Here is a 13,461-nt window from a genome sequence, read left to right as displayed (position 1 = left end):
CGGGGACCGCGCGAAGACGAGTTCGGTTCAGGGGAGAGCGCCGCGACGGGAATCGCGTGCCAGCGATTCACGGCAGCGCGACGCGACCCGCTCTGCGGAACGCACCACCTCAGGAGGCCGACCGCGCTGAGCCGCGCAGGGAGCGGCTCAGACGATGGACAACAAGACGTGGCCGGAGGACACGGTCGTGCCGGCCTCGGCGGCGAGGCCGCGGACGGTGCCGTCCTTGTGGGCGGTGAGCGGCTGCTCCATCTTCATCGCCTCGAGGACGACGACGAGGTCGCCGGCGACGACGGTGTCGCCCTCGGCGACGGCGACCTTGACGATGGTCGCCTGCATCGGCGCCGTGACGGAGTCGCCGGTGACGGTGCTCACGGATCCGGCGCCGCGGCGCTTGGGGGATGCGGCGGTGGTGCCGCGGGCGGGGGCCGCGCCGACGAGGTCGCTGGGCAGGGACACGTCGACGCGGCGTCCGTCGACCTCGACGACGACGTTCTGGCGGGCTCCCGGCTCCGGGATCGCGCCGGGCTCGCCGCTCCACGCCTCGATGGTGTTGTCGAACTCGGTCTCGATCCACCGGGTGTAGATCGTGAACGGGGCGCCGCCCTCGGGGGCGAAGGCCGGGTCCTCGACGATGACGCGGTGGAAGGGCAGGACGGTCGGCAGGCCGGTGACCTCGAACTCGGCGAGGGCGCGGCGCGAGCGCTCGAGCGCCTCCTCGCGGGTGCGGCCGGTGACGATCAGCTTCGCGAGGAGGGAGTCGAACGAGCCCGAGATCACGTCGCCGGCGACGACGCCGGAGTCGACGCGGACGCCCGGTCCGCCGGGGGCCTTGAAGACGTGGATCGGACCCGGGGCGGGCAGGAAGCCGCGACCCGCGTCCTCGCCGTTGATGCGGAACTCGAACGAGTGGCCGCGCGGCTCCGGGTCGTCGTAGTCGAGGGTGCCGCCCTCGGCGAGGCGGAACTGCTCGCGGACGAGGTCGATGCCGGTGACCTCCTCCGACACGGGGTGCTCGACCTGCAGGCGCGTGTTCACCTCGAGGAACGAGACCGTGCCGTCCTTGCCGATGAGGAACTCGCAGGTGCCCGCGCCGACGTAGCCGACCTCGCGGAGGATCGCCTTCGACGCCCGGTAGAGCTCGCTGTTCTGCGCCTCGGTCAGGAACGGCGCGGGGGCCTCCTCGACGAGCTTCTGGTGCCGGCGCTGCAGCGAGCAGTCGCGGGTCGAGACGACGACGACGTTCCCGTGCGAGTCGGCGAGGCACTGCGTCTCGACGTGGCGCGGCTGGTCGAGGTACTTCTCGACGAAGCACTCGCCGCGACCGAAGGCGGCGACGGCCTCGCGGGTCGCGGAGGCGAAGAGCTCCTCGATCTCGTCGCGCTCGCGGGCGACCTTGAGACCGCGGCCGCCGCCTCCGAACGCCGCCTTGATGGCGACGGGCAGGCCGTACTGGTCGACGAACTCGAGCACCTCGGCGGCACCCGAGACGGGATTCAGCGTGCCGGGGGCGAGGGGAGCGCCGACCTTCTCGGCGATGTGTCGGGCCGACACCTTGTCGCCCAGGCTCTCGATGGCGTCGGGGCTCGGGCCGATCCAGACGAGCCCGGCGTCGAGGACGGCGCGGGCGAAGTCGGCGTTCTCGGCGAGGAACCCGTAGCCCGGGTGCACGGCGTCGGCGCCGGAGCGGCGGGCGACCGAGAGGATCTTCTCGATGACGAGGTACGTCTCGGCGCTGGTGGTGCCGCCCAGGGCGTAGGCCTCGTCGGCGAGGCGGCTGTGCACGGCGTCGCGGTCCTGGTCGGCGTAGACGGCGACGGAGGCGATCCCGCTGTCACGGGCGGCACGGATGACTCGGACGGCGATCTCGCCTCGGTTGGCGATGAGCACCTTCGTAATGCGCGACATGGTCCCCAACACTAGGGGGCCGGTCGGCGATGCCTCGCGCGGCTCTCCACAAAGAAGGGAGGGGGCTTCGTCGGTTCCGCACAAGCGCGGCCGGGCGCCTCAGCGGTTCCAGAGCGAGGGCCAGTCGATCCCGAATCCGCGGACCAGCGAGCGCAGGGTGGGCACCGACATGCCGATCACGGTCGAGGGGTCGCCCTCGATCCGGCTGATGAATCCGGCGGCGAGCCCGTCGATGGTGAAGGCGCCGGCGACCTCGAGCGGCTCCCCGGTGGCGATGTAGGCGTCGATCTCGGAGTCGTCGATGTCGGCGGCGAAGGTGACGGCCGCCGAGGTGACGGCTCCGGCCTCGGCGTTCACCCGCCCGCCGCGGTGATCGATCAGCCAGTGGCCGGAGTGCAGACGGCCGGTGCGACCGCGCTGCGCCCGCCAGCGCTCCCTGGCCCGCTCGGGCTCGTGCGGCTTGCCGTGGACGACGCCGTCGAGCACGAAGGCCGAGTCGCCGCCGAGGACGAGCCCGTCGATGTCCGGCCCGAGGACCGCCGTCGCCTTGGCGCGGGCGAGGAGCGCGACGGTCGCATCGGCGTCGAGAGCGGCCCCGCCCTCGGCCTCGGCGCGGGCGACGGCCGCCGGCTCGTCCACCTGCGACGGCACGACGACGGGCTCGATCCCCGTGGCCCGCAGCAGCGCGAGCCGCGCGGGGGAGGTGGAGGCGAGGTAGAGGCGCACGCGGGCTCCCTGCGGTCGCACCCACGCTGTGGGATGCTCGACGGATGGCACAGACTCCGTCCCGCGCGCCGTCCCGCCCCGAGGGGGCCGACCCAGCACTCGGAACCGAGATCGAGGTCGACATTAGCAACGTCGCCCACGGCGGCGTGTTCGTCGCCCGGCACGAGGGTCGCGTGATCTTCGTCCCCGACGTCCTGCCCGGCGAGCGGGTGCGGGTGCGCATCAGCGAGGTCAGGCACGCCAGCTTCTGGCGCGGCGACGCCCTCGAGGTCCTCGAGGCCTCGCCGCACCGCGTCGCGCACATCTGGCCGGAGGCGGCTCTGGACCGGCGTCCCGAGGAGCGCGTCGGCGGGGCGGAATTCGGTCACGCGGCCCTCGATCACCAGCGCGCGTTGAAGCGCCTCGTGCTCGAGGACTCCTTCTCGCGCTTCGCCCGCCGCGAGGTCAGCGTCGAGGTGTCGCCGGTGCACGGCGACGACGACTCCGGCGGCCTCGGCTGGCGCACCCGCAACCGCCTGCACGTCGACGACGACGGTCGCGTCGGGCCCTACGCCGGGCGCAGCCACCACGTCGTCACCGTCGACTCCCTGCCGCTCGCGACCGCCGCGTCGACGGCGGCCGCTCCGCTCGGCCAGCGCCTCGCGCCCGGCTCGGTCGTCGATCTCGTCGACGCCGCGGGGTCGGAGGGGGCCGCCGTCCTCGTTCACGACCCCAGTGACAAGCGCGCGCGGAGGGACCGCACCGTCGTCACCGAGTTCGTCGCCGACCGCACGTTCCGCGTCGACCGCGCCGGCTTCTGGCAGGTGCACCGGGGCGCCGCGACCACTCTCTTCGACGCGGTGCAGGCGAGCGTCGACGCCGAGCTCGCCGATCTCCGCGCGGCGAACCACGACCTCTACGGAGGCGTGGGGCTCCTCGCCGCGGCGCTCACCGACCGCCTCGGCGCGGGCGTGCGCATCACCAGCGTCGAGAGCGACGCGCGGGCGACCGAGCACGCTCTCGAGAACCTGGCCGACCAGCCGGGCGCCCGCGCCGTGACCGCTCGCGTCGACCGCTACCTCCGCGACGCCGTGGCGCAGGCCGACGCCCGGGAGCGCGAGCGCTGGCGCGCCGCCACGGTCGTCCTCGACCCGCCGCGCTCGGGAGCGGGCAGGGCCGTCACCGACGCCCTGATCGAGCTCGCGCCCGCGCAGCTGGTCTACGTGGCCTGCGACCCGGTCGCGCTCGCCCGCGACGTCGGCTCGCTGACGGCCGGCGGCTACGAGCTCGAGCGCCTCGACGGCTTCGACCTCTTCCCGCACACCTCGCACGTGGAGGCCGTCGCCCGCCTCACCCGCCGCGGGGCGTGAGGGCCCGCCTCGCTACGATGAGCCCCGATGGAGTCGACGATGAGCACTGAGCCCCGGGTCCGCGTGGCGATCGTCGACGACCACGAGTCGGTGCGGCTGGGCGTCGCCGCCGCGATCGAGAGCGCGGGGATGCACGTCGTCGCCGCGGCCGAGACCGTCGGGGCGCTGGAGCAGCTGCTCGGAGGCGCCGAGATCGAGGTGCTCGTGCTCGACCTCTCGCTGAACGACGGGTCGAGCATCACCGCCAACGTCAAGTGGGGCCAGGTCCGCGGCTCCGCCGTGCTGGTGCACAGCATCGCCGACCGCGTCGTCGCCGTGCGGGAGGCGCTCGCCGCGGGAGCCGCCGGGGTCATCCCGAAGTCGTCGCCGATGTCGACGGTCATCGCCGCGATCCGCACGGTCGCGCGCGGCGAGGTGCTCAACAATCTCGAGTGGGCCTCGGCGATCGACGCCGACGACGACTTCGCTCGCGCCGTCCTCGGCCGCCGCGAGCGCGACGTGCTGCACCTCTACGCCTCAGGGCTCCCCCTCAAGCTGGTCGCCGAGCGCCTGCAGATCTCGGTCTCGACCGCCAAGGAGTACCTCGACCGCATCCGCGACAAGTACGTCGAGATCGGGCGGCCCGCGCCGACGAAGGTCGACCTCCTCCGCCGCGCAGTGGAGGACGGGATCCTGCCCGGCATCGACCCGGACGACGGCGATGCCGGGCGCTGAGACCCTCGCGGTCCGCGCGCCGGCCAACCGCGAGCGCATCGACCGGATCATCGGCACCGTCGTCTCGTTCTTCGGCTTCGGCTTCGCGCTGCAGACCGTGCCGCCGATCCTCAGCCAGCTCCCCGATCTGCGGCCCGCAGTGGCGTGGCCGGTCCTCGCGCTCGTCTTCGGGGCGCTCGCGGCCTCGGTGGTCACTGCGGTCCTCCGCCGGGGGATGCGGATCACCGCGATCCTGGTCGCGGGCGGGCTCCTCGTCGCCCTCGTCTCGTGGCCGTTCTCGGTGCTCCCGGACGCCGCGGTGCAGGAGACGCCCTGGATCTGGTACCTGATGACCATCGGCACCGCGTTCTGCACGACGGTGGCGCCGCTGCGGATCGCGATCGCCTACGCGGTCACGACGCCGCTGCTGTTCGGGGTGCTCCGCGTCCTCCCCTCGGGCGGCGCGGCGGAGCCCACGCGGGCGATCCTCGACGCGTTCTACGTCGGCATCGTCGGCTTCGTGATGCTCGTCCTGATCACCGTGCTGCGGCAGTCGGCCGACGAGGTCGACCGGGCGCAGACGACGGCCATGGACCAGTACGAGGCGGCGATGCGCCAGCACGCGGGCGAGGTCGAGCGCGTCGAGGTCGACGCCCTCGTGCACGACAACGTCCTCGCGACTCTCCTCGCTGCCGCCACGGCCGAGACGCCCGCCGAGCGCTCGCTGGTCTCGTCGATGGCGCGACGCACTCTCGCCGTGCTCCTCCCCGAGCGCGAGTCCGAGGTCGCGGACGGCGACGTGCCGCTCGAGCTCGTCGAGCGCCAGCTCACCCACGCCGCGTCGACCTTCGCGGCCGATTTCCTCCTCGAGATCGCGAGCGGAGTCGACGCGCGGGCGAGCAGTGTCCCGCGCGCGGTGGCGGAGGCGGTGCTCGGCGCCGTCTGGCAGGCGCTCACGAACAGCGTCCAGCACGCGGGACCGAGCGACCAGGTCCGACGGACCGTCCGGGGCGTGCTCGACGACGGTGCGGTCGACGTCGTCGTCGAGGACGACGGCCGCGGCTTCCGGGTCGCCGAGGTGCCGCGCGAGCGCCTGGGCATCCGCCTCTCGATCGTCGAGCGGATCCAGAACGCCGGCGGCTCGGCGCGGGTCGACTCCGCTCCCGGCGAGGGCACCCGGGTCGCCATCACGTGGCCGCCGTCGGCCGGCGGGGGGCGGCGCTCGTGATCACCTACCCGCGCCCGCTCCTCTACGCCCTCGCCGCGGGCTTCTCGCTCTACCACGTGGTCCTCGCGTTCTTCTCGTACCGCAGCACGCCGCCGAGCACCGCCGACCTCGTCGCCGTCGGGCTCTACGTCGCCGCGACGATCGTCGCCCTCTGGCCCGGCACCGCGATCCGGATGCAGGCGCTCGTCGGGTTCTCCATGACGGCCGTGGCCATCGCCCTGCCGCTGCTCGTGGCCCCCTCGCTCGATCCGGGAGCCTCCAACGGCTACTCCACCTGGTACATCGCCGCCGTCGGCACCCTGATGACCATCGTCTGCGCGAGGCGGCGGCCGATCGCCGCCTGGGCGGGCATGGCCTTCCTCATCGTGCACACGACGATCTGGGCCGGGCCCGTCGCCCTGGCGACGCTGGGCGTGGTCGGCGGTCTCGCCTGGGTGGGGATCGCGCAGCTGCTGATCATCGAGCTCGGGCGGGCGAGCTCCGAGGCCCGCGTCCTGGAGGCGGCGGAGCGCGCCGCCGCCTCGTGGCGTGCGGCGGAGGAGGCGCATTTGAGCGAGCGCGAGGTCAGGCTCGAGCAGACGCGCGCCATCGCCTCGGACATGCTGCGCCGTATCGCGACGAGTGGATCGGAGCTGAGCGACGAGGAGCGCAGGGAGTGCGGCCTGCTCGAGGCCTCGGTCCGCGATGAGATCCGCGGCCGGCGACTGCTCGACGACGAGGTGCGCCGACTCGTGCTCGACGCGAGGCGCCGGGGCGTGACCGTGTCGGTGCTGGACGACGGCGGGCTCGACCGCACCTCGGAGGAGGAGAGCGGCCGGGTCCTGAGCGAGCTCGCCCAGGCGCTGGGAGGGATCCGGGAGGGCGTGGACCGCATCGTCGTCCGCACCGCCTCGCAGGACTCGCCGTCGGCGGTCACCGTCGTCGGGCTCCGGACGGCCGGGGACGGCAGCGCCGGGGCCCTCGGCTCGGATGACGCGGGCGACGAGGTCGAGGCCTGGGTCGAGATCCGGCGCGACGAGCGCGACTCCGCCCGAGCCTGAACTCTGCATCGAGCGCCGGTCGCCGATCGATGCTGAGCAGGCTCGCGTCTCGCGCGCCTGCTCGTTCGAGCTTCGTCGGCTGAGAAGTCCCGTCGGTTAAAAGAGTGCGGCGGGCCGTCCACTCCTCCGAAGAGGGGGCCCGGCCCGCCGTCAAACCCCGAGTGAGGGTGATAACCCGAATATCACCCTCACTCGCCCCCAAAACACCCGCCCGCTTACCCTGGTCGGCGAGTGATTGGCAGCGCCCCCTCCGAGGAAGGAGCACCGAACACGCATAATCATCCTCAGCGGGCGGAGATCCAGATAGTCGGCACTTTAGGGGACTAATCGGGGTACAGATCTCACGTTCGCCGAGACGTCCAGCGCCATCGGGGTACAGAGACCGCCGCAGACGGGTCAGCCGGAGAAGGAGCGCCAGGCTCCCGGCCCCGGGACGAGCGGTGCGCGGACGGCCGACGCTCGTGCGCCCCAGCCCCCGTCGGCGACCTCCGACGGCTCGCGACGGGCGGAGGCCTGCGCCGCCAGCGCGGTCACCACGGCGGTGACGGCGGCGATCTGACGGGCGTCGAGACCCGGGGTCGAGATGACGACGTCGGGCCGGGAGTCGTGAGCGCTCATCCCGCGACGGTACCGCATCGGCCACCGCGGGGGTCGGGCAGCACGGCCGTTCCGGCGTCGACGGGGCGGCCCGCGCTTCACGGCCGGGAGTCGGCGGCACGCGGTTATGCTGGCGCCGGGCGTCGCCGGAGCGGCGTCGTCCGCAGGTCTCGAACAGGAGTGCACACCATGCCGTCGTGGTTCTCGGGGCGCGGCGCCGCACTGGTCCGAGCCGGGCGGCACCTGGTGCGCCGATCGCCCGTCGCCGTCTCCGTGACCCTGGTCCTGCTGCTCGCGAGTGCGGCGACCGGGACCCTCATCGGGCCCGCGAGCGCCGAGACCTCGGCCTGGTGGGCCGCCGGGCCCGGGACGACGCTGGGCGGGCGCCCGTGGACCGCGGTGACGGCGCTCCTGATCGCCTCGGACCCGCCGCAGCTCCTCCTCGACGTCGTCCTCGTGCTGCTCCTGCTGGCCGCTGCCGAGCGCCGGCTCGGCTCCCTCCGCACCGTTCTCGCCTTCACCGTGACCGGCGCGCTCGGAGCGGGCCTCGGCGCCGTGCTCCAGGTGGCGGGCGCGGCGGCGGGGGAGTGGTGGGCGACCGACACCGTCGGCGACGCGACCTTCGACCCGCTGATCGGCGCCGTCGGCGCACTGCTCGCCTCGACCGCGTTCATGGGCGCCCTGTGGCGGCGTCGTCTGCGCGTGACGACCTTCTCGGTCGTGCTCATGTTCGTCCTCTACGCCGGCGACTCCGCCGACGTGTACCGCATGATCGCCGGAGTCGCGGGTCTCGCCCTGGGCGCCGTCCTCGCCGGCGGGGTCGGCGCCCTGCGCCCCCGCACGCCCGCGAGGAGCTCCCACCGCGAGTCGCGCGCGCTGATCGCCGCCGTGGTCGCGGTGACGGCGATCGGTCCGCTGGTCGCGGTGCTCTCCGACTCCGGGTACGGGCCGTTCTCGTTCCTCGGTCGCCTGCTGCAGAACGCCTTCACGGGCACGGGCGACCTCGAGGACCCCTGCGGCGGGATGGTGCGCCACTGCACCCACCACGTTCAGCTCAGCCTCGTGGCGCCGGGGCCGATCGTGCTGACCTTCGTGCCCCTCCTGCTCTTGCTGGTCGCGGCGGCGGGGCTGCGCTCCGGACGACGCCTCGGACTCGTGCTCGCGATCGGCGTCAACGGCGCGATCGCCGTCCTCGAGGTCTTCTCGCTGCAGCGCGCGGCACGCCACTCCGACTTCCCGTACTACGCGGAGTACCTGCTCTGGGTCGCGACGACGGTGATCGTCCCCCTCGCCGTCGTCGCCCTGCTCGTGATCGGGCGTCGGCACTTCCGCATCAGGGCTCCCCGAGCGGCGGCGCGACGCTGGGGGCGGATCGTCGGCGGTGCCTTCGTCGTCGCGCTCGGCGGCTACCTCGCGCTCGCCGCGGCGACGCGGACCAGCTTCGAACCCGTGATCGGAGTCGGACGCCTGCTGATCGACGGGCTGCTCCGCTTCGTCCCGGTCAGCTTCCTCGGCGGTCTCGGCCTGATGGCGGTGCCCCGCGAGCCGGTCGCGCGGGTGGTGTTCGAATGGGTGGGCCCGGTCTTCTGGCTCCTGGTGATCGTCGCCCTCGTCTCGCTCCTGCGCGCCACCGATGTGCAGCGGGTGAGGGGCGACGAGGCCCGCTACCGGGAGCTCCTGGTGCGCCACGGCGCGGGCAGCCTCGGACACCAGGGCACCTGGCAGGGCAATGAGCACTGGATCTCGGCCGACGGCGAGGGCGGTGTCGCCTACCGGGTGGTGGGCGGAGTCGCGATCACGCTGTCCGATCCGGCCTGCGCACCGGAGAGGCGGCCCGAGGTCGTCGCCGGCTTCGTCCGCTTCTGCGACGAGCGGAGCTGGACGCCCGTCTTCTACAGCGTCCACGATGAGCTGCTGCCCGTGTTCGACGCTCTGGGCTGGTCGCGGATCTCGGTCGGCGAGGAGACCGTCATCGAGCTCGAGGGCTTCGAGCTGACCGGCAAGCAGTGGCAGAAGGTGCGGTATCCCCTCAACCGCGGCATCAAGCTCGGCATCGAGGCCGTCTGGACGAGCTGGCCCGAGCTCTCGCTGGGCACGGCGAACCAGATCGTCGACCTGTCGGAGCGCTGGGTCGCCGAGAAGTCCCTGCCCGAGATGGGCTTCACGCTCGGCGGCATGGACGAGATCCGCGACGCCGATGTCGCGCTCCTGCTCGCGGTCGGCCCCGACGGCGTGCTCCAGGGCGTGACGAGCTGGCTGCCCGTGCACCGCGAGGGACACGTCGTCGGCTGGACCCTCGACTTCATGCGCCGCTCCGACGACGCGATGCCGGGGATCATGGAGTTCCTCATCGCCTCGGCCGCGCTGCACGTCCAGCAGGAGGGGGCCGAGTTCGTCTCCCTGTCGGGCGCGCCGCTCGCCGTCGCTCCCCTCGAGGCGGGCCAGGAGGCGCCGGAGCCGACCGTGCTCTCGCGCCTGCTCGAGTTCCTCGCGCGGACTCTGGAGCCGGCGTACGGCTTCACCTCGCTCTTCCGCTTCAAGGCCAAGTTCCACCCGCGCTACGCAGGTCTCTGGATGACCTACCCCGACGCCCTGCAGCTGCCGCGCATCGGCGCCGCGCTCGGCCGGGCCTACCTCCCCGATCTGTCCGCACGGGAGGCGCTGGCCTTCGCCCGCACCCTCGGCGCCCGGCCCGAGGAGCGGGCACCCGCCGACGCGAAGGCGAGCCGACCTGCCGCGGAGCCCCGCGGTTAGAGCAGGAGCTCGCCGCGCAGGACGCGCCCGGCGACGACCGTGAGCGCGGTCGACGTCGATCGCGCGTGGCGGCGGAGGACGTCGAACGCCTCCTCGGTGCTGATGTCCCGCGAGTAGGCGACGGCTCCCTTGGCCTGCTCGATCAGCACCCGGCTGTCGAGGGCGCGCTGCAGCTGGCTGCGCACGAGGTCGCTCTCCTCCAGCGCGCGCTGGTGCAGGATGCCGATCGTCGCCACGTCGGCGAAGGCCTGCACGACCGCCACGTCCTCGGCGTCGAGGACGCCGGGCGCGGTGCCGAACAGGTTGAGTGAGCCGATGCACTCGTTGCGGAGCCGGAGGGGGACGCAGTGCACCGATCGCAGGCCCAGCTCGAGGGCGCGCTCGCGGAAGTGGCTCCACTCGGCCGGAGACTCGGTGATGTCGGCGACGACGACGACCTCCCCGGTGTGCAGGCAGCGCATGCAGGGCCCGGCGTCGTCCTGCAGCTGCAGGAGCCCGATCAGGCGCGAGTCCTCGTTCGTCGACGCGAGCACCTCGGCCACGCCGTGCGCGTCGCGGAGCACGAGGCCTGCCGACGCCGCCTCGAACAGGGAGGCGCTCCGGTCGACGAGCAGCTGCATGAGCTCGACGGTGTCGTAGTCGTCGACGAGGGTGTCGGAGAGCGTCACGAAGGTCTCGATGAGATCGTGCTCACGGGCGCGGGCAGTCATGGTGTCGATCCTAGATTTCGGAGGGTGGCGGGGGGAATCCGGAGCGGCGATCGGCGATCTCCTCCGCGACGTCGGCGACCGTGCGGCCCAGCGCGAACGCGTGGGCCCTCAGCAGCAGGAGCGCATCGCCGGGAGTCGTCCGGTGGCGCGCCACGATCATCCCCGTCGCCTGGTGGATGACGCGCCTCGAGTGCGGATCGTCGGATCCGCCGGTGCCGCCGTCGACCAGCACCTGGACGACCAGCTCGAGGGCGGTGCCGGTGCTCCGTCGGCGGATCGCGTCGACCACCGACACGGGGAGGGGTCCGGGGCTGCTGTTGTGCAGGCCGACGACGCCCACGTCCAGCCCGCCGACGCGCAAGGGGAACGCGTAGACGGCGTCGACCGCGATCCTGGTCGCCTCGTCGGCGAACAGCGGCCAGCGCGGGATCGCCTCGCGCACGTCGTCGACGAGCACCGGTCCGCGGCTGCGCACGGCGTCCCAGCCGGGTCCCTCGCCGAGGTCGAGCTGGATCTCGTCGAGCCGTGCCGCGACGGCATCGCTGGCGGCGACGGTCTCGCCGGCGTACAGCGATCCGATCGTCGAGATCGCCGCTCCGCAGACCGGGAAGTCGTCGACGTAGGTCGCGCAGATCCTGCTCAGTGCATCGATCGGCATCGGCCCTCCGATCTGCACGCTGACCCTCGTCGAGGGCTCACGTTAGCAGCCCTGTCGCGAATCGTCGGATGCGGTCGGCCCGGATCCGAGTGCATCGGCGGGTCGCCATCGACTCGCTGACGGGTCAGAGCGGGATGTTGCCGTGCTTCTTCGCCGGGAGGTTCGCCCGCTTGGTCCGCAGCGCTCGGAGCGCCTTGATGACCGAGACGCGGGTCGCGGAGGGCTCGATCACTCCGTCGAGCTCACCGCGCTCCGCGGCCAGGAACGGGCTCGCGACGTTGTAGGTGTACTCGTTGGCGAGCCGGGTGCGGACGGCGGCGACGTCCTCGCCGGCCTCCTCCGCCTTGCGGATCTCACCGCGGTAGAGGATGTTGACGGCGCCCTGGCCGCCCATGACCGCGATCTCGGCGGTGGGCCAGGCGAGGTTGATGTCGGCGCCGAGCTGCTTCGAGCCCATCACGATGTACGCGCCGCCGTAGGCCTTGCGCAGGATGACGGTGACCAGCGGAACGGTGGCCTCGGCGTAGGCGTAGAGCAGCTTCGCGCCGCGGCGGATCACGCCGGTCCACTCCTGGTCGGTGCCGGGGAGGTAGCCGGGCACATCGACGAGGGTGAGGATCGGGACCGAGAACGCGTCGCAGAAGCGCACGAAGCGCGAGGCCTTCTCTCCCGCCTCGATGTTGAGGGTTCCGGCCATCGCGCTGGGCTGGTTGGCGATGATGCCCACCGAGCGCCCCTCGACGCGGCCGAAGCCGATCACGATGTTGGGCGCGAACAGCGGCTGCACCTCGAGGAAGTCGCCCTCGTCGACGATGTGCTCGATGACGGCGCGCATGTCGTAGGGCTGGTTCGGACTGTCGGGGATGACCGTGTCGAGGAAGCGGTCGGCGTCCGTCGTCTCGAGGTCGACCTCGTTGTCGAAGACCGGGGCGGGCGAGAGGTTGTTGTCGGGGAGGAAGGAGAGGAGCGTCCGCGCGTAGTCGAGCGCGTCGTTCTCGTCGCTCGCGAGGTAGTGCGAGACGCCCGAGATCTTGTTGTGGGTGAGCGCGCCGCCGAGCTCCTCCATGCCGACGTCCTCGCCGGTGACGGTCTTGATCACGTCGGGGCCGGTGACGAACATCTGGCTGGTCTTGTCGACCATGATCACGAAGTCGGTGAGGGCGGGGGAGTAGACCGCGCCGCCCGCCGCCGGGCCGCAGATGATCGAGATCTGCGGGATGACGCCGCTGGCCGCGGTGTTGCGGCGGAAGATCTCGCCGTACTTGCCCAGGGCGACGACGCCCTCCTGGATCCGCGCTCCGCCGGAGTCGAGGATGCCGATGATCGGGACGCCGGTCTTGAGCGCCAGGTCCATCACCTTGATGATCTTCTCGCCGGCGACCTCGCCGAGCGAGCCGCCGAAGATCGTGAAGTCCTGCGAGTAGACGGCCACCTGGCGGCCGTGGATGGTGCCGGTGCCCGTGACGACCGCGTCGCCGTAGGGCCGCTTCTTCTCCATGCCGAAGGCGTGGGTGCGGTGGCGCACGAACTCGTCCAGCTCGACGAACGAGCCCGGGTCGAGCAGGGTGTCGATCCGCTCGCGCGCCGTCATCTTGCCCTTGGCGTGCTGCTTCTCGATGGCGGCCTCGCCGCTCGCGGTGACCGCCTCGTGGTAGCGGGCCTTGAGATCCGCGATCTTCCCGGCGGTCGTGTAGAGATCGGGCGCGGGACGTTCGTTGTTCGCGGTCACTCGCTCACCCTACCGGCGGGGGCGGGGCCACCCCCCTTGTCGGACGTGCACAGGGACAGGGGGTCCGCG

11 protein-coding genes are annotated in these 13,461 nt (G+C 72.7%); 5 read left to right on the top strand and 6 right to left on the bottom strand.

What is annotated here, in order from left to right; translation table 11 throughout:
- Positions 1-147: 147 nt before the first annotated feature.
- Entirely contained in the window at positions 148-1,908 is a 1,761-nt protein-coding gene (locus GRS92_RS12300) for an acetyl/propionyl/methylcrotonyl-CoA carboxylase subunit alpha (RefSeq protein WP_159856738.1), read from the bottom strand.
- A gap of 99 nt (positions 1,909-2,007) precedes the next feature.
- The gene (locus GRS92_RS12295) at positions 2,008-2,634 is read right to left on the bottom strand and encodes a Maf family protein (RefSeq protein ID WP_159856736.1); all 627 of its coding nucleotides are present in this window, start codon (positions 2,632-2,634) and stop codon (positions 2,008-2,010) included.
- Between the two features lie 44 nt (positions 2,635-2,678).
- Here GRS92_RS12295 and GRS92_RS12290 point away from each other — a divergent pair, with 44 nt between their 5' ends.
- Genes GRS92_RS12290 through GRS92_RS12275 form a run of 4 tightly spaced genes read left to right on the top strand, consistent with a single transcriptional unit; the run spans position 2,679 to position 6,944 of the window.
- Positions 2,679-3,983 (top strand): class I SAM-dependent RNA methyltransferase, encoded by a 1,305-nt coding sequence (locus GRS92_RS12290; RefSeq protein ID WP_159856734.1) that lies wholly within the window; start codon positions 2,679-2,681, stop codon positions 3,981-3,983.
- Between the two features lie 39 nt (positions 3,984-4,022).
- Positions 4,023-4,697 (top strand): response regulator transcription factor, encoded by a 675-nt coding sequence (locus tag GRS92_RS12285; protein WP_159856732.1) that lies wholly within the window; start codon positions 4,023-4,025, stop codon positions 4,695-4,697.
- Positions 4,684-5,904 (top strand): ATP-binding protein, encoded by a 1,221-nt coding sequence (locus tag GRS92_RS12280; protein WP_159856730.1) that lies wholly within the window; start codon positions 4,684-4,686, stop codon positions 5,902-5,904. The genes GRS92_RS12285 and GRS92_RS12280 overlap by 14 nt, the downstream gene beginning before the upstream one ends.
- Positions 5,901-6,944 carry a hypothetical protein gene (locus GRS92_RS12275; protein WP_159856728.1) on the top strand — a complete coding sequence of 348 codons (1,044 nt, stop codon included), beginning with the start codon at positions 5,901-5,903 and terminating at the stop codon, positions 6,942-6,944. The genes GRS92_RS12280 and GRS92_RS12275 overlap by 4 nt, the downstream gene beginning before the upstream one ends.
- Before the next feature lie 396 nt (positions 6,945-7,340).
- Here GRS92_RS12275 and GRS92_RS12270 read toward each other — a convergent pair whose 3' ends face one another.
- Positions 7,341-7,562, bottom strand: a complete 222-nt coding sequence (locus GRS92_RS12270) for an acyl-CoA carboxylase subunit epsilon (RefSeq protein ID WP_159856726.1) — start codon at positions 7,560-7,562, stop codon at positions 7,341-7,343.
- A gap of 168 nt (positions 7,563-7,730) precedes the next feature.
- Here GRS92_RS12270 and GRS92_RS12265 point away from each other — a divergent pair, with 168 nt between their 5' ends.
- Entirely contained in the window at positions 7,731-10,295 is a 2,565-nt protein-coding gene (locus GRS92_RS12265; protein ID WP_159856724.1) for a bifunctional lysylphosphatidylglycerol flippase/synthetase MprF, read from the top strand.
- Here the strand turns inward: GRS92_RS12265 and GRS92_RS12260 are convergent.
- From GRS92_RS12260 to GRS92_RS12250, 3 genes are all read right to left on the bottom strand, one after another.
- A complete protein-coding gene (locus GRS92_RS12260; RefSeq protein ID WP_159856714.1) occupies positions 10,292-11,005 on the bottom strand; it encodes a GAF and ANTAR domain-containing protein in 714 nt (237 codons plus the stop codon). The genes GRS92_RS12265 and GRS92_RS12260 overlap by 4 nt on opposite strands.
- A gap of 10 nt (positions 11,006-11,015) precedes the next feature.
- Entirely contained in the window at positions 11,016-11,663 is a 648-nt protein-coding gene (locus GRS92_RS12255; RefSeq protein WP_159856712.1) for a GAF and ANTAR domain-containing protein, read from the bottom strand.
- A 124-nt stretch (positions 11,664-11,787) separates the two neighbouring features.
- Positions 11,788-13,392 (bottom strand): acyl-CoA carboxylase subunit beta, encoded by a 1,605-nt coding sequence (locus tag GRS92_RS12250; protein WP_159856710.1) that lies wholly within the window; start codon positions 13,390-13,392, stop codon positions 11,788-11,790.
- Between the last annotated feature and the right edge of the window lie 69 nt (positions 13,393-13,461).

Source organism: Rathayibacter sp. VKM Ac-2754, from assembly GCF_009807095.1.
In the GTDB taxonomy this organism is placed as follows: domain Bacteria; phylum Actinomycetota; class Actinomycetes; order Actinomycetales; family Microbacteriaceae; genus Rathayibacter.
Note: the sequence above shows the minus strand (reverse complement) of the source record. Positions and strands in the feature narration are given on the sequence as shown.

What these genes read in the sequence shown, in the direction of transcription:
- GRS92_RS12300 (WP_159856738.1), bottom strand. Translation starts at nt 1,908, where the DNA reads ATGTCGCGCATTACGAAGGTGCTCATCGCCAACCGAGGCGAGATCGCC.
- GRS92_RS12290 (WP_159856734.1), top strand. Translation starts at nt 2,679, where the DNA reads ATGGCACAGACTCCGTCCCGCGCGCCGTCCCGCCCCGAGGGGGCCGAC.
- GRS92_RS12285 (WP_159856732.1), top strand. Translation starts at nt 4,023, where the DNA reads ATGAGCACTGAGCCCCGGGTCCGCGTGGCGATCGTCGACGACCACGAG.
- GRS92_RS12280 (WP_159856730.1), top strand. Translation starts at nt 4,684, where the DNA reads ATGCCGGGCGCTGAGACCCTCGCGGTCCGCGCGCCGGCCAACCGCGAG.
- GRS92_RS12270 (WP_159856726.1), bottom strand. Translation starts at nt 7,562, where the DNA reads ATGAGCGCTCACGACTCCCGGCCCGACGTCGTCATCTCGACCCCGGGT.
- GRS92_RS12265 (WP_159856724.1), top strand. Translation starts at nt 7,731, where the DNA reads ATGCCGTCGTGGTTCTCGGGGCGCGGCGCCGCACTGGTCCGAGCCGGG.
- GRS92_RS12260 (WP_159856714.1), bottom strand. Translation starts at nt 11,005, where the DNA reads ATGACTGCCCGCGCCCGTGAGCACGATCTCATCGAGACCTTCGTGACG.
- GRS92_RS12255 (WP_159856712.1), bottom strand. Translation starts at nt 11,663, where the DNA reads ATGCCGATCGATGCACTGAGCAGGATCTGCGCGACCTACGTCGACGAC.